The organism is Streptomyces sp. NPDC000878 (assembly GCF_053599695.1).
In genome coordinates, this window is sequence record NZ_JBSFMT010000038.1 from 58,648 (window position 1) to 73,558 (window position 14,911).

Consider the following 14,911-nt stretch of genomic DNA (forward strand, 5'->3'; position numbering starts at 1 on the left):
GCGTGTCGGACGAGGTGCTGGTGGAGCGCCGAGGCGCGGTCCAGGTCATCACGATCAACCGCCCGGCGGTGAAGAACGCGCTGGACGCCGGGGTGGCCGCCGGAGTGGCGGCAGCCGTGGACGAACTCGACGAGTCGGACGAACTGCGGGCCGGCGTGCTCACCGGGGCCGGCGGCACGTTCTCGGCGGGCATGGACCTCAAGGCGTGGCTGCGGGGCGAGTCACCCGCGATCGAGGGCCGAGGCCTGTGCGGGATCACCCTGACCCCGCCGCGCAAACCGCTGGTCGCCGCGGTGGAGGGCTGGGCCCTGGCCGGCGGCTTCGAACTGCTGCTTGCCTGCGACCTGGTGGTCGCCTCCCGCACGGCACGGCTCGGCGTCCCGGAGGTTCGGCGGTCCCTGGTCGCCCGCGCCGGCGCGGCCCTCCACCTCCCGCGCCGCATCCCGTACGCCATCGCGCTGGAACTCCTCCTGACCGGCGAACCGATCAGCGCCGTACGGGCGGCCGAGGTCGGCCTGGTCAACCGGCTCACCGAAGAGGGCGGCGCGCTCGACGGAGCCCTCGCACTCGCCGCGACGATCGCGGCCAACGGCCCGCTCGCCGTCGCGGCCACGAAGGGGATCGCGAGCCACGCCACGGACTGGACGCTGGAGGAGGGATGGGCGCGGCAGTTCGAGATCGCCGCTCCGGTGTTCCAGTCGGAGGACGCCCGAGAAGGGGCCGCCGCGTTCGCGGAGAAGAGGGCGGCGGTCTGGAAGGGCCGCTGACCACACCGTACGCAAGTCTGCGGAAATTGAGTGTCCGTAATTCGAGTGGGCTGGGAGGGGTGACCATGACGACGGGAACGGGACCTCTCGCTGGCTGCCGGGTGGTCGAACTCGGTGGCATCGGACCGGGGCCGTTCGCCGGGATGCTGCTGGCCGACCTCGGGGCGGAGGTCGTCCGGGTGGACCGGCCCGGGCGGGCGGACGAACCGGACGCGGGCGGACCGGCGGATGTCCTCAACCGGGGGAAACGGTCGGTCGTACTCGACCTCAAAGACCCGGCCGGAGCCGCCGCGCTCCTCCAACTCGTCGAGCGCGCCGACGCGTTGATCGAGGGGTTCCGCCCCGGAGTAACCGAACGCCTCGGCATCGGACCGCACGACTGTCTGGCCCGCAACCCCCGCCTGGTCTACGGCCGGATGACGGGCTGGGGCCAGGAGGGCCCGCTGGCCGCAGCCGCCGGACACGACATCACCTACATCGCGCTGACGGGCGCGCTCGGCGCGATGGGGGAGGCGGGCGGTCCGCCACAGATCCCGCTCAACCTCGTCGGCGACTTCGGGGGCGGCGGTGCCTACCTCGTGATCGGCGTCCTGGCCGCCCTGCACGCCGCCGCGCGCACCGGCGAAGGACAGGTCGTCGACGCGGCCATCGTCGACGGCACCGCCCACCTCCTCGCCAGCACCTTTGCCAAGCTCGCGCGCGACGAGTGGAGCGACGAACGAGGCGTCAACCGCTTCGACGGAGGCTGGCCCTTCTACGCCGTGTACGAGACCCGGGACGGCCGCCATGTGGCCGTCGGCGCGCTGGAGCGCAAGTTCTACCGCCGACTGGTCGAGCTGCTCGACCTGGGCGTCGACCCGGAACGCCAGCACGACCGTTCGGCCTGGCCGCAGCTCCGGCAACTGCTGGAGAAGCGGTTCGCGGAGCGCACCCGGGACGAGTGGGCGGAACTGTTCGAGGGGACCGACGCCTGCGTGGCCCCCGTACTGAGCCTCACCGAGGCGGCAGCCCATCCCCATCTGGCCGCGCGCGCAAGCCTGTTCACGCGGGACGGAGTGGTCCAGCCCGCCGCAGCACCCCGCTTCTCGGCGACGCCTTCAAGCCCGGGCCGGGTGGCCCCGGCAGTCGGCGCGGACACCCGAGAGGTGTTCCAGGACTGGGGCGTGCGTTTCCCCGGAACAACCCGAGTGACCTGAAGAGACCAACTAGCCAGAGATACCCAACTAACCCGACTGACCAGGGAGTTGTCATGCGAGACGCCGTCATCGTCGACGCCGTACGCACCCCGATCGGCAAGCGCAACGGCTCGCTGGCATCGGTGCACGCGGCGGATCTGTCGGCCGAGGTGCTCAAGGCCCTCGTCGAACGCACCGGCATCGACCCCGGCACGGTCGACGACGTGGTCTGGGGCTGTGTCACCCAGATCGGCGACCAGTCCAGCAACGTCGGCCGCTTCGCCGTACTCGCCGCCGGCTGGCCCGAACACGTCCCGGCCGTCACGGTCAACCGGGCCTGCGGCTCCAGCCAACAGGCGGTCGACCAAGCCGCGCACGCCGTCATGGCGGGGCAGTACGACATCGTGGTCGCGGGCGGCGTCGAGACCATGAGCAGGGTGCCGCTCGGCTCGCACCGGACCACGGGACAGCCGTACGGACCGGCCGCCATCGCCCGCTACGACGGCTTCGAGTTCAGTCAGGGCGTCGGAGCCGAACTCATCGCCGAACGCTGGAAGTTGAGCCGCAACCGGCTCGACGAGTTCGCCTCGGCGTCGCACGCGAAAGCGGCGGCGGCGATCGACGCGGGCGTCTTCGACGACCACATCGTGCCGATCGAGGTGGACGGCACCAAGTTCACCACGGACGAGGGCCTGCGGCGCGGCACGACCCCCGACACCCTGGCCAAGCTCAAGCCGTCCTTCAAGGAGGACGGCGTGATCCACGCCGGCAACGCCTCCCAGATCTCCGACGGCGCCGCGGCTCTGCTCATCACCACCCCGGAACGCGCCCGCGACCTGGGCCTCACCCCGATCGCCCGCTACCACACCGGAGCGGTGAGCGGCGCGGACCCGATCACCATGCTCCTGGGCCCGATCCCCGCGACGGAGAAGGTCCTGCGCCGCTCCGGCCTGACGATCGAGGACATGGGCGTCTACGAGGTCAACGAGGCCTTCGCCCCGGTCCCGTTGGCCTGGCTGGCAGAAACGGGAGCCGACCCCGAGCGCCTCAACCCCCTGGGCGGCGCAATAGGCGTAGGCCACCCCCTGGGCGGCTCCGGCGCCATCCTGATGACAAGGCTGCTGGCAAGGATGCGCCAACAGGGCTTGCGGTACGGCCTCCAGACGATGTGCGAAGGAGGCGGCACAGCAAACGCAACGATTATCGAGCTGATCTGATCCAGAAGGGGGCGCCTGGAGTTTTTAGGGGCGCGGGGAACTGCGCGACCAGCCACGACGGCGCAGCAGCCAAAAAACAACCCACCGCGGCACGACCAACTAGCGGGGCAACCCCAACCCCCGCTCAGCAACCTGCGTACGCAACACCTCGTTAGCCCCACCAGCAATGGTGAACGCCCGCGAGTACAGATGCGCATCCTGCCACCACCCACCCGCCAAAACCCCCGCATCCCCCTCGACAAGCAACCCATCAGTCCCCTGTAGCCGCACACCGAAGTCCGCAAGGTCATGATTCAGCTCACTGAAGAAGATCTTGCCCAACAGGGCGTCCCCAACTTCCTCCGTACCGTGCAGCATCCGCGACTGCGCCAGCGAAATCATCGCCGCATTCACCTGCACCCGCGCAGCCAACTCCCCGACAGCCTGCCGGGGCGCGGAGTCCTCCAACGCGGCCCCCGCGAGCCGCACAAGATCATCCAGTACGGCGAACAACTCGGCCCCCCGCGCGGCAACCCCGGACCGCTCACGCCCGAGGCTGCTCATCGCCACCCGCCACCCGTCGTTCACCCGCCCGATGACGTTCGAGGCCGGAATCCGAACCCCGTCGAGGAACACCTCGTTGAAGTCGGTGGTCCCGGTTATCTCCCGCAACGGCCGGACATCAACTCCCGGACTGCGCATGTCCAGCGCGAACGCCGTGATCCCCTTGTGCTTGGGCACGTCACCGTCGGTACGGGCGAGCAGGTACCCCATATCGGCATGCTGCCCGTTGGTCGTCCACACCTTCTGCCCGTCGACGACGTACACCGCGTCGTCGCCCTCGCCCTCACCTTCCCTGCGTGCCCGAGTCCGCAGCGAGGCAAGGTCGCTGCCCGCCTCCGGCTCGCTGAACAACTGGCACCACACGTCCTCGCAGGCCCGGATACGGGGCAGAAAACGCGCCCGCTGGTCGTCGGTGCCGAAATCCAGCAACGCACCCGAGGCCAGCGAGGCCGCGCCGACCGGCGGCCAGGTGCGGGCGCGGGCGATCTCCTCGGCGACGACGAACGGTTCGAGGGGATGCGCGTCGGGCCGGCCCCCGTACTCGGCGGGCCAGTCGATGCCGAGAAAGCCCGCCCCGTACAGCTTCGCGGTCCACTCCCGGATCGCCGGCATCAGCGCGGGCTCGGGGGCCCGTACACCGGAGTGGGTCTTGACGCCGGGCGCGTGTTCCGCGACGAAGGCCCGCACTTTCCTGCGGAACGCTTCGAGTTCGGGTGTGGACTCCAGTCGCATCGCTGCCGGCTCCTTAACGTCGTCGTCATGCGCACGATCTCGAAATGAGGGTACTCTAACGGGGTCGACTGGCTCCCGCCAGAGACCAGGAACAAGTAGCAGCGAGAACGGGTAACACCGACCCGATCTCGGCATAACGGGCCCGACCTGCACGTCACCCGCGCCACCGGCGAATAGACTTGGGGATCCGCAATACCCCCTCTGAGGAGTTGGCCCCATGGCGACTGCCGTCGATCGCGAACCCGCCGACGGCGAGGCCGGTGTCCCGGTCGGCAAGCTGGCCGCGCAGACCGCGCAGCGCATCGAGGCGACCGTGATCCGCCAGGGCTGGCCCGTCGGCGAGTCCCTGGGCTCCGAGGTCGACCTGCGTGAGCGCCTCGGTGTGAGCCGTGCGGTGCTGCGTGAGGCCGTGCGGCTGGTCGAGCACCACCAGGTCGCCCGGATGCGGCGCGGCCCGAACGGCGGCCTGATCGTCTGCGCCCCCGACGCGGGACCGGCGACCCGGGCCATGGTGATCTACCTCGAATACGTCGGCACCAGCGTCACGGACCTGCTCCAGGCCCGCCAGCTCCTCGAACCGATCGCCGCCGGCCTGGCCGCCGACCGCATCACCGAGGAGGGCATCGCCACCCTCCGTGCCACGCTCGACAGCGAACTCGGTCACTGGGACGACCCGTCGGTCCACTCGCAGGACCCCCTGCACCCGGTGCTCGGCCAGCTGTCCGGAAACCCGGTGCTGCACCTGTTCATCGACGTGCTCACCCGCCTCACCGCCCGCTACGCGCACACCTCCCGCCGGGTCACCAAGGCGGAGATGCACGCGGCGAAGGAGACCTCGCACCGGGCCCACCGCGCTGTCGTCGAGGCCGTGATCGCCGACGACGGCGCCCGCGCGCAGACCGAACTCACGGCCCATCTGGAGTCGGTCGCCGCCTGGATCGAGAAGCACCGGGTGCGGCGCGGGCAGCGCATCGCGGGGAACGTGATCGAGCCCGAACTGGTCGAGGGCCTGCGGGCCAAGCTCGCCGAGGTGGTGGCCTCCCGTATCCACGACGACATCGCCGCGCGGGGCTGGCAGATCGGCATGGTGCTCGGTTCGGAGGCCGACCTGCTGGCCCGCTACGGCATCAGCCGGGCCGTGCTGCGGGAGGCCGTCCGGCTCCTGGAGTACCACTCGGTCGCGCGGATGCGCCGGGGCCCCGGCGGTGGACTCGTCGTCACCGCGCCGGAGCCGCAGGCCAGCATCGACACGATGGCGCTCTTCCTCGAATACCAGGGCGTCACCGCCGACGACCTGCGGATCGTGCGCAACGCCATCGAACTCGGCATCATCGCCAGGGTGACCGCCCGCCATGCGGCGGGCGACGCCGAGGTCGTCGAGCGCCTCACGAAGGCCGTCCGGTGGGCCACCGAAGGCCCCGCCGACGACCTGCGCAAGGCCGACCTGTTCCACTCCGAACTGGCGGCCCTGTCCGACAACCCGGTGCTGTCGCTCTTCCTCGCCATCATCACCGAACTGTTCCGCCGCCACGCCTCCGGCCATGACCGTCCCCTGCCCGGTGACACGGCGGCCGAAGAGGTCCAGCACGTGCACCAGCGCATCCTCGACGCGATCGTGCAGGGCGACGCCGGGGTCGCCCGCCACCGCATGGGCCGTCATTTGGATGCACTCATTCCCTGGTGGCACTGAGACAGATCGAGGTGGCGCGAGACTGAGCTGCCACTTTCCTGATCGCCCTGGACCGAGAGAGGTAATTACGTATACTGAATAGGGTCCACCGAAGGAGCTTCGATGCGTCGGACCCTGTTCGCACAGGATCACGAGGACTTCCGTCTCCTGGTCCGTGACTTCCTCGCCCGCGAAGTGCTCCCGGTGTACGAGGACTGGCGCCGCGCCGGCCTCGTCCCCCGTGATCTGTTCACCGCACTGGGCAAGCTCGGCATCATCGGCACGGCGATCCCCGAGGAGTACGGCGGGGGCGGTCAGGACGACTACCGCTTCAACGTCGTCATCCAGGAGGAGTGCGCCCGCGCCGGCGTGACCCTGGGCGGTCTGCGCACCCATCTCGACGTCGTCGTCCCGTACTTCACCGGGCTGGCCAACGCCGAGCAGCGCGCCCGCTGGTTCCCGGGGCTGGCCTCGGGCGAGCTGTACACCGCCGTCGCGATGAGCGAACCGGGGACCGGCTCGGACCTGGCCGGCGTCACGACGAAGGCCGTCCGTGAGGGCGACTTCTACGTCCTCAGCGGGGCGAAGACCTTCATCACCGGCGGTCACCACGCCGACCTGGTGATCGTCGTGGCCCGCACCGCCACCGACCCGGACAACCGACGCGCGGGGCTGTCCCTGCTGGTGGTGGAGAAGGGCATGCCCGGGTTCACCGTCGGGCGCAAGCTGGAGAAGATCGGACTCCAGGTCCAGGACACCGTCGAGCTGTCCTTCGACGGCGTCCGCGTCCCCGCCGCCAACCTGCTCGGCGAGGAGGGTGCCGCCTTCTCCCTCCTCGGCCGCAACCTGGCGCAGGAACGGCTGGCGATCGCGGTCGGCGCCGTCGCCCAGGCCCGCGCCGCGATCGACCTGACCGTCACCTACGTACGCGACCGGACCGTCTTCGGGAAACCGGTCGCCCACTTCCAGAACACGAAGTTCGAACTCGCCGCCCTGGACACCGAGTTGACGGCCGCTCAGGCCCTGCTCGACGCGGCGATCACCGCGCTCGTCGCCGGTGAGCTGAGCCCCGTCGACGCGGCCAGGACCAAGCTGTTCTGCACCGAGACACAGGGCCGCGTCGTCGACCGCTGCCTCCAACTGCACGGCGGCTACGGCTACATCCTCGAATCGCCGATCGCCCGGCTGTACACGGACGCCAGGGTGACCCGCATCTACGGCGGCACCAGCGAGGTCCTCAAGACCATCATCAGCAAGTCCCTGGGCCTGTAAGGAGTTTGATGTGAACATCGACGGATCGTCGGCGCTGGTCACCGGAGGCGCCTCCGGCCTCGGCCTGGCCACCGCCCGCCGGATCATCGAGCGCGGCGGCAAGGTCGTCCTCGCCGACATCTCCGAGGAACAGGGCGTCAAGGCGGTCGCCGACCTCGGTGATACCGCCCGCTTCGTCCGCGCCGACGTCACCGACGAGACCGCGGTCACGGCCGCCCTCGACACCGCGGCCGAACTCGGCCCGCTGCGCTTCGTCGTGCACTGCGCGGGCCGTGGAGGAGACCGCACCCGGATCATCGACCGCGACCGCAACCCCGGCGAACTCGACACGTTCGCCGAGGTCGTACGGGTCAACCTGATCGGCACCTACAACGTGCTGCGCCTGGCCGCCGCCCGCCTCTCCGGCAACGAGGTCGTCGACGGCGACCGGGGCGCGGTCGTCCTGACCGCGTCGGTCGCCGCGTTCGACGGCCAGATCGGCCAGACCTCCTACACCGCTTCCAAGGCGGGCGTGCACGGCATCACCCTGGTCGCCGCCCGTGACCTGGCCAGCTGGCAGATCCGGGTGAACACCATCGCCCCCGGCGTCATGGACACCCCGATGCTCGGCCGGCTCCGTGAGGACATCCGCGACGGACTCGCCGCGTCCGTCCCGCACCCCAAGCGGCTGGGCGACCCGGACGACTACGCGCGCCTCGCCGTCGAGATGCTGGAGAACCCGTACCTCAACGGCCAGACCGTCCGCCTCGACGGCGCCATCCGTATGGCTCCGCGGTGACCGACGCGCGCTTCCGCGCCGAACTGCGCGACTTCCTGACGGACCATCACCCCGGTCGCCGCCCCAAGGACCGTGCCGAACGCCTCACTTGGCAGAAGAAGTGGCTGGCCACCCTGTACGACGCCGGCTTCGCCGGACCGAGCTGGCCACGGGAGTACGGCGGCATGGGCCTGCCCTTCGCCCACCAGGTCATCTACCAGGAGGAGTACGCGCGCGCTCGAGTGCCGGGACCGCTCGGCACCGGGCTCGGCATCGCCGCGCCCACCCTCATCACCTACGGCAGCCCCGAGCAGAAGGAGCGCTTCCTGCGCCCCATGCTGCGCGGTGACGCGGTCTGGGCGCAGGGCTACTCGGAGCCGGAGGCGGGCTCGGACCTGCCCGCGCTGCGGACGACCGCCCGCCGCGAGGGCGGCGGCCCCGACGACTCCGGTGCCGTGTACGTCGTCAACGGGCAGAAGGTGTGGAACAGTTCGGCCGACATCGCCGACATCCTCTTCACCCTGGTCCGCACCGGACCGCCCGACTCCCGCCAGGACGGCATCAGTTACCTCCTGATCGACGCGCACGCCCCGGGCGTCACCATCAGGCCGCTGCGGGACCTGACCGGGGACGCGCACTTCTGCGAGATCTTCTTCGACGACGTACGCGTGCCGGTGGCCGACCGGATCGGCCCGGAGAACGGCGGCTGGCCCCTCGTACGCACGAGTCTCGGCCATGAACGCGCGGCCGGTGCGATGAACCAGGCGGCGCTGTACCGGCGCGTCCTCGACGAACTGGTCGAACTGGCCCAAGAGCGCGGCGCGACGGCGGACCCGCTGGCCCGCGACCGGCTCGCCGACTTCGAGATCCGGGTCCGGATCATGCGGCTCACCGGGATGCGCACCATCGCCGACATCCTCGCCAGGGGCGAACCCGGCCCGGCCTCCTCGACCTCGCGACTCTTCATCGCCCTGTTCGAGCAGGACCTGCACGAGTTCGCCGTCGACCTCCTGGGCCCCTACGGCATCCTCGGTCGCCGCGATCCGCACGCCGTCCAGCGTGGCCGCTGGGTGTGGGGCTTCCTGCGCACCCGGGCCTCCACGATCGGCGCGGGCACCGCCGAGATCCAGCGCAACACCATCGCCGAACAGGTACTGGGCCTGCCCCGTGACCCGGCGATGCCCACGACGGAGAGGACGCGATGAGAGCCGCACGCTGTACGGAGTACGGGCCCCCGGCAGGCCTGGGCGTCGTCGAACTCGACGACCTCGAACCAGGCCCGGGAGAGGTGCTGGTCCGGGTCCACGCCGCGGCCGTCAACTTCCCCGACGTCCTGCTCGTGGCGGACCGCTACCAGGTCCCCGCGCCCCTGCCGTTCACGCCCGGCAGCGAGTTCGCCGGCGTCGTGGCCGCGCTGGGGCCTGGGGTGTCCGGCCCGCCGGTGGGCTCACCCGTGGCCGGGGCGGTGCTGACCGGCGCCTTCGCCGAGCAGGTCGTGGTGCCGGTGGCAGGGCTGCGCCCGGTCCCTGAGGGGCTCGACATGGTCCACGCCGCCGCGTTCCACGTGACCTACGCGACCGCCTACCACGCCCTGACCACCGTGGGGCAGGGCACGGCGGGGGAGTGGGCGGCGGTGCTCGGTGCGGCGGGCGGGGTCGGCTCCGCGGCCGTCGACGTCGCGACCCGGCTCGGGATGCGCGTGGTCGCCGCCGCGTCGAGCGAGGAGCGGCTCGCGGTCGCCCGCAAACTCGGGGCGGCGGCAGGCGTGGACTACGTCCGCGAGGACCTGAAGACCCGGCTGCGTGAACTGACGGACGGCGGCGTCCACTTGGTGGTCGACCCGGTCGGCGGCGACCATGCCGAGGCCGCCCTGCGCGCACTGCGGCGGGGCGGTCGGTTCGTCACGGTGGGCTACGCCGACGGGAAGATCCCCCGGATCCCGCTCAACCTGGTGCTGCTCAAGGACGCGGTCGTACGGGGCTTCGAGATCCGGATGCTGCGCCAGTACGCCCCGGACGCGGTGGCCGCCGGCGACCGGGCGCTCGCCGGGATGGTCCGCGACGGGATGCGCCCGCTCGTCTCCCGCGTCCACCCGCTCGCCGACGTGGCCGCCGCCCTGACCGACGTCGCGGAACGCCGGACCACCGGGAAGGTCGTCATCGACATGACGGGCGAGGGCTGATCCCCTTCCGGGTGAACCCCGTGTGCGGCGAACGCCGGTCAGAAGGTGGGCAGTTGGGGCCGCCGCTTGACGTACCCGCCCGCGTCCACCCGCATCTGCATCCCGGTGACGTAGCGGGACTCGTCGGAGACGAGGAAGAGGACGGTGTCGGCGATGTCCTCGGGCTCGACGTAGGGGATGCCGAAGCCGGTCGTCGCCGGGAAGCTGGGCAGCGCGTCCTCGCGGGTTGGGTTCTCCAGGTCGGGGCGGAACGAGCGGTACATGAGGTCGCTGTTGAGCATGTCCGTGTTGACGTTCGTCGGGTGGAGAGCGTTGACCCGGATGTGCCGGGACACCAGCACGGTCGCCAAGTCGTGCACGAACGCGGCCACTTGGCGCTTCGCGAACGAATAGCCCAGGCCTCCCGGTCCGTTGGCCGGGTTGTCGACGGTCGCCGGGATCAGCCCGGCGATGGACCCGGTCGCCACGATCGAGGCGCCGTCGGGCAGATGCGGCAGTGCCGCGTCGACGGCGTGTACGACCCCGTTGAAGTCGACGGTCACGGCGTCCAGGAAGGCCTGTGCGGTCTGCCCGGGGCCCAGCGGGCAGATCCCGGCCTGGGCCACCACCGCGTCGAGCCGCCCGAGTTCGGCCACCCCGTCGGCCACGGCCGCCTTGAGCGCCGCCGGATCGCGTACGTCGGCCTTGCGGGCGACGATGCGGCGCCCGAGCTTCTCGACCTGACGCACCGTCTCGTCCAGGTCGGCCTCGGTGGCCAGCGCGTAGCCGTTGGTGGCGATGTCCTCGCAGAGGTCCACGGCGATGATGTCGGCGCCCTCGGCGGCGAGCCGGATCGCCTGGGCCCGGCCCTGGCCGCGTGCCGCCCCGGTGATGAAGACGACCTTGTCCTGCACTCGACCCATGGGGTCTCCTTCCGTCGGATAAAAGAGTAGCCTGAATCTCGATGGATGGATCTGGCTCACCTCCATGATCCGCGAGAAGCCAGGGGTTTCATCACCTTCTTCCACTGAGTGGGACCCGATCAGTACACGCAATGTGCCGATGCTGGAGAGTCTCCGAGACCGAGGGAGCGCAAGGATGCCGTTGCAGCCATGGATGAAGTTGCTGTCGACCGACGACCACCTGATCGAGCCCCCACGACTGTGGACCGACCGCCTGCCCGCCAAGTACCGCGAGGCGGGCCCGCGCAGCGTCGAGCAGTCGCGCGGGGAGGGCCAGTCGCCCGCCGAGGTGTGGGTCTACGAGGACCGGATCTACCCCTACATCGGCCTCAACGCGGTCGCGGGCAAGAGTCCTGAGGAATTCGGCCTCGAACCGACGCGCTACGACGAGATGATCCCGGGCTGCTACGACCCGAAGGCCCGTCTGCGCGACATGGACCTCGACGGCGTCTGGGGCGCCCTGTGCTTCCCGTCCTTCCCCGGCTTCTCCGGCCACGTCTTCCTCGACGGCAAGGACCGTGAACTCGCCCTGCTGTGCGTCCAGGCGTGGAACGACTTCGTCCTCGACGAGTGGTGCGCCACCGCGCCCGGCCGGCTCATCCCGCTGGTCATCATGCCGATGTGGGACGTCGATCTCTGCGTCGCCGAGATCCACCGCACCGCCGCCAAGGGAGCGAAGGCGATCTCCTTCCCGGAGAACCCCGCCCCGCGCGGCCTGCCCTCCTTCCACACCGACTACTGGGACCCGATGTTCTCCGCGGCCGAGGAGACCGACATGCCCCTGTGCCTGCACTTCGGCACCTCGGGCAAGCCGCCGAAGACCGCCGAGGAAGCCCCGTTCGCGGTGACGATCACTCTGTTCGGCACCAACGCCATGTACGCCACCGCCGACCTGCTCTTCTCCTCGGTGCTCCACAAGCACCCCAAGCTGAAGATCGGGCTGTCCGAGGGCGGCATCGGCTGGATCCCGTATCTGCTGGAGCGCGCCGACGGCACCTGGGAGCGCCACCGCTTCTACCAGAACGTCAACCAGAGCGTGAAGCCCTCCGAGCTGTTCCACAAGCACTTCCACGGCTGCTTCATCGACGACCGCTTCGGCGTCCAGGTCCGCCACCACGTCGGCATCGACAAGATCACCTGGGAGTGCGACTACCCCCACTCCGACTCGTACTGGCCCAAGAGCCGCGCCTACGCCGCCGAGGTCCTCGCCGACGTACCGGACGACGAGGTGCACAAGATCGTGGAGCTGAACACCCGCCGCCTCTACAACCTCCCCGCATGAGCGGGCTCCCGGAGTCCGAGCGCTCCGACTGGACCGACCTCGACCTGCTCACCCGCGAGGAGGCCCACGGCAGGCTCCTCACGGAGATCGCCGACACGGACGTACGCCTCGCGGAACTCGGCACCGACGACGAGGCCGAAGCCGAGCGCGACCTCCTCCAGCGACGGCTGAGGGCGCTGCGCGAAGCCGCCGAAGACCTCGTAGCCCCGACTGGCCAGACCGGCCGGACCGGCCCGACCGACCACTCGAAGAACTGAAGAACTGAGGCTGCCATGGGGCGAGTCGAGAACAAGGTCGCACTCATCACGGGAGCGGCGCGCGGTCAGGGCCGCTCCCACGCCGTGCGGCTGGCGGAGGAGGGCGCCGACATCGTCATCACCGACGTCTGCCGGGACATCAGCGACGCGCTGCCCTACTCGCTCGCCGCGAAGGAACAGCTGGACGAGACCGCCGAGTTGGTGCGCGCCACCGGCCGGCGGTGCGTCGCCGTGCAGGCCGACGTCCGCTCGATCACCGAGATGCGGGCCGCCGTCGACGCGACGTACGAGGAGTTCGGGCGGCTCGACGTGGTCGTCGCCAACGCGGGCGTCATGAGTTCGGGTTCCGCCTGGCAGCTGACCGAGGAGGCGTGGGACGTCGTCGTCGACGTCAACCTCAAGGGCGCCTGGAACACGGCACGGGCGGCGCTCCCGGGGATGATCGAGGCGGGCGCCGGCGGCTCGATCATCATGATCAGCTCGGCCGCCGGAATCCGCGGCCATGTGCCGTACGCCCACTACGTGGCCGCCAAGCACGGAGTGGTCGGCCTGATGAAGGCCCTCTCCAACGAACTAGGCACCCACCGCATCCGGGTGAACACCGTCCACCCCACCGGCGTCAGCGACACGGGCATCACCGTGGGCGTACCGATCGAGGAACTCGCCGAGCGCGAGCCGATGTTCGCCCTCGCCGCGATGAACACGCATGCCCCGTACGTCGAACCACGGGACGTGTCGAACGCGGTCCTGTTCCTCGCGTCGGACGAGGCGAGGTACGTCACCGGCCTCCAGTTCACCGTGGACGCGGGGTCGACCAACAAGCCGTAGAACAGGAGTGGTTCGTGAAGATCAGCATCGACAAGACGTCCTGCTCGGGACACGCCCGGTGCGCGGTGGCGGCACCCGAACTCTTTCGTCTCGACGACGACGGTTACGCGCTGCCCTTCGACGGAGAGGTCCCGGAAGGCCTCGAAGGAGCGGCCCGGGACGGTGAACGGGCCTGCCCGGAACGGGCGATCACCGTCGAATGACCTGACAGAGCCCCACGGTCCAGGGACCGTGGGGCTCAGCCATGTGCGGGCGCGCTCAGCCGGCGGTCGGCGGCATCGGCGGCGGAGTGAAGTGGTGGCCCCAGAACGCGCCGTCCGTGATCTCGTACACGGGCACCGGCTCGGGCACCTGGAGGCCGTTCCAGCCGAACTCGACGGCGTAGTTCTCCGGCGACCAGACGTAGAACGACACCATGTGGTCGTTGGTGTGCTTGCCCAGCGAGTGCATCATCGGGACCTCGTACTTCCCGGCCCGGTCGAGCGCGCGCCCCACGTCGTCCAGGGTCGCCCCCTCGACCATGAAGTGCAGCAGCCGCCCCGGACCCGGCATCGGCGTCACCCCGAGGGTGTGGTGGCGGGGGTTGCAGCCCATGAACCAGGTCGTGCCGCCCGGTGAGCGCATCGTGTTGCGCTCGATGAAGCCCAGGACGTTGACGTAGAACTCGAACGTCGTCCGCGCGTCCTCGGCGGAGATGATCGCGTGCCCGAAGCCCATGTCGCCCGTGACGAACTTCGACACCAGCGGGGTCTGCACCGGCACATGGTCGAGGGTCGTGCCGTAGAACAGCTCGACCGGGTTGCCGCCCGGGTCGTTGAACTTGACGAAGCCCGTGACCTTCCGCGCCGCGGCCTCCGCCTCGGTACCGGCGGTCACCTTGATGCCGGCCTTCTCGACGTCCGCGACCAGGCCCGCCAACTCCCGCTCGTCCAGGACCTCGAAGCCCAGCGCCGTCATCCCGGGCTGTGCCCCCGGAGAGACCACGATGCGGGCCGGATAGTCGTCCATCCGGTAGTGGAGCGACTCGGGATCACCGCCCTCGACGGGCATCAGACCGAGGAAGTCGCCCCCGAAGGCCTTCCACTTGTCGATGTCGTTGGACTCCAGACGCAGGTACCCGAGTGAGCGAACACCCATCAGGTCCTCCCCTCGCATTGGTCAGGTCCGGCGGCCCGAGAGCCCCCGGTACGGCTATGTCCCCGACGCTAGACAGCCCGCGCCGCCCCCGCCGGGACCGTCCCACTGATCGGGAGCCCACCGGCGAGGGCCGCCGTCCCGATGCCACGGTG

Annotated in this window: 15 protein-coding genes; 12 read left to right on the forward strand and 3 right to left on the reverse strand. The window is 70.4% G+C overall.

All coding sequences use genetic code 11. The annotated features are described in order from the left end of the window. Positions 1-2: 2 nt before the first annotated feature. The 3 genes from ACWDR4_RS29155 to ACWDR4_RS29165 all read left to right on the forward strand — a co-directional run bounded on the left by ACWDR4_RS29155 (position 3) and on the right by ACWDR4_RS29165 (position 3,159). Positions 3-767, forward strand: coding sequence for a crotonase/enoyl-CoA hydratase family protein (locus tag ACWDR4_RS29155; protein WP_450413070.1), 765 nt, complete (start codon positions 3-5; stop codon positions 765-767). A gap of 65 nt (positions 768-832) precedes the next feature. After that, on the forward strand, positions 833-1,963 hold the full coding sequence (locus ACWDR4_RS29160; protein ID WP_450413071.1) for a CaiB/BaiF CoA transferase family protein: 1,131 nt from the start codon (positions 833-835) through the stop codon (positions 1,961-1,963). A 53-nt stretch (positions 1,964-2,016) separates the two neighbouring features. Next, complete coding sequence (locus ACWDR4_RS29165) at positions 2,017-3,159, forward strand: thiolase family protein (RefSeq protein WP_450413072.1); 1,143 nt, start codon at positions 2,017-2,019, stop codon at positions 3,157-3,159. A gap of 99 nt (positions 3,160-3,258) precedes the next feature. On the opposite strand, the gene ACWDR4_RS29170 is transcribed toward ACWDR4_RS29165, so the two are convergent. Then, positions 3,259-4,434 (reverse strand): acyl-CoA dehydrogenase family protein, encoded by a 1,176-nt coding sequence (locus tag ACWDR4_RS29170; RefSeq protein ID WP_450413073.1) that lies wholly within the window; start codon positions 4,432-4,434, stop codon positions 3,259-3,261. Between the two features lie 217 nt (positions 4,435-4,651). Here ACWDR4_RS29170 and ACWDR4_RS29175 point away from each other — a divergent pair, with 217 nt between their 5' ends. The 5 genes from ACWDR4_RS29175 to ACWDR4_RS29195 all read left to right on the forward strand — a co-directional run bounded on the left by ACWDR4_RS29175 (position 4,652) and on the right by ACWDR4_RS29195 (position 10,314). Next, positions 4,652-6,124, forward strand: a complete 1,473-nt coding sequence (locus tag ACWDR4_RS29175; protein WP_450413074.1) for a FadR/GntR family transcriptional regulator — start codon at positions 4,652-4,654, stop codon at positions 6,122-6,124. Between the two features lie 102 nt (positions 6,125-6,226). Further along, positions 6,227-7,375 carry an acyl-CoA dehydrogenase family protein gene (locus ACWDR4_RS29180; RefSeq protein WP_450413075.1) on the forward strand — a complete coding sequence of 383 codons (1,149 nt, stop codon included), beginning with the start codon at positions 6,227-6,229 and terminating at the stop codon, positions 7,373-7,375. Positions 7,376-7,385: 10 nt separating this feature from the next. After that, positions 7,386-8,153, forward strand: a complete 768-nt coding sequence (locus tag ACWDR4_RS29185) for an SDR family NAD(P)-dependent oxidoreductase (RefSeq protein WP_450413076.1) — start codon at positions 7,386-7,388, stop codon at positions 8,151-8,153. Next, on the forward strand, positions 8,150-9,337 hold the full coding sequence (locus tag ACWDR4_RS29190) for an acyl-CoA dehydrogenase family protein (protein WP_450413077.1): 1,188 nt from the start codon (positions 8,150-8,152) through the stop codon (positions 9,335-9,337). Before ACWDR4_RS29185 ends, ACWDR4_RS29190 begins: the two co-directional genes overlap by 4 nt. Beyond that, positions 9,334-10,314 (forward strand): NADPH:quinone oxidoreductase family protein, encoded by a 981-nt coding sequence (locus ACWDR4_RS29195; protein ID WP_450413078.1) that lies wholly within the window; start codon positions 9,334-9,336, stop codon positions 10,312-10,314. Before ACWDR4_RS29190 ends, ACWDR4_RS29195 begins: the two co-directional genes overlap by 4 nt. Positions 10,315-10,352: 38 nt before the next feature. On the opposite strand, the gene ACWDR4_RS29200 is transcribed toward ACWDR4_RS29195, so the two are convergent. Next, positions 10,353-11,216, reverse strand: a complete 864-nt coding sequence (locus ACWDR4_RS29200) for a mycofactocin-coupled SDR family oxidoreductase (RefSeq protein ID WP_450413079.1) — start codon at positions 11,214-11,216, stop codon at positions 10,353-10,355. Positions 11,217-11,391: 175 nt separating this feature from the next. On the opposite strand from ACWDR4_RS29200, the gene ACWDR4_RS29205 reads away from it, so the two are divergent. From ACWDR4_RS29205 to ACWDR4_RS29220, 4 genes are read left to right on the forward strand one after another with little or no spacing between them, the layout of a single operon-like run. Further along, positions 11,392-12,537, forward strand: coding sequence for an amidohydrolase family protein (locus ACWDR4_RS29205; protein ID WP_450413080.1), 1,146 nt, complete (start codon positions 11,392-11,394; stop codon positions 12,535-12,537). After that, the gene (locus ACWDR4_RS29210; RefSeq protein WP_450413081.1) at positions 12,534-12,794 is read left to right on the forward strand and encodes a hypothetical protein; all 261 of its coding nucleotides are present in this window, start codon (positions 12,534-12,536) and stop codon (positions 12,792-12,794) included. The genes ACWDR4_RS29205 and ACWDR4_RS29210 overlap by 4 nt, the downstream gene beginning before the upstream one ends. A 15-nt stretch (positions 12,795-12,809) precedes the next feature. Next, a complete protein-coding gene (locus ACWDR4_RS29215) occupies positions 12,810-13,622 on the forward strand; it encodes a mycofactocin-coupled SDR family oxidoreductase (protein ID WP_450413082.1) in 813 nt (270 codons plus the stop codon). A 14-nt stretch (positions 13,623-13,636) separates the two neighbouring features. Then, a complete protein-coding gene (locus ACWDR4_RS29220; protein WP_450413083.1) occupies positions 13,637-13,825 on the forward strand; it encodes a ferredoxin in 189 nt (62 codons plus the stop codon). A 55-nt stretch (positions 13,826-13,880) separates the two neighbouring features. Here ACWDR4_RS29220 and ACWDR4_RS29225 read toward each other — a convergent pair whose 3' ends face one another. Further along, positions 13,881-14,759 (reverse strand): VOC family protein, encoded by an 879-nt coding sequence (locus ACWDR4_RS29225; protein ID WP_450413084.1) that lies wholly within the window; start codon positions 14,757-14,759, stop codon positions 13,881-13,883. Between the last annotated feature and the right edge of the window lie 152 nt (positions 14,760-14,911).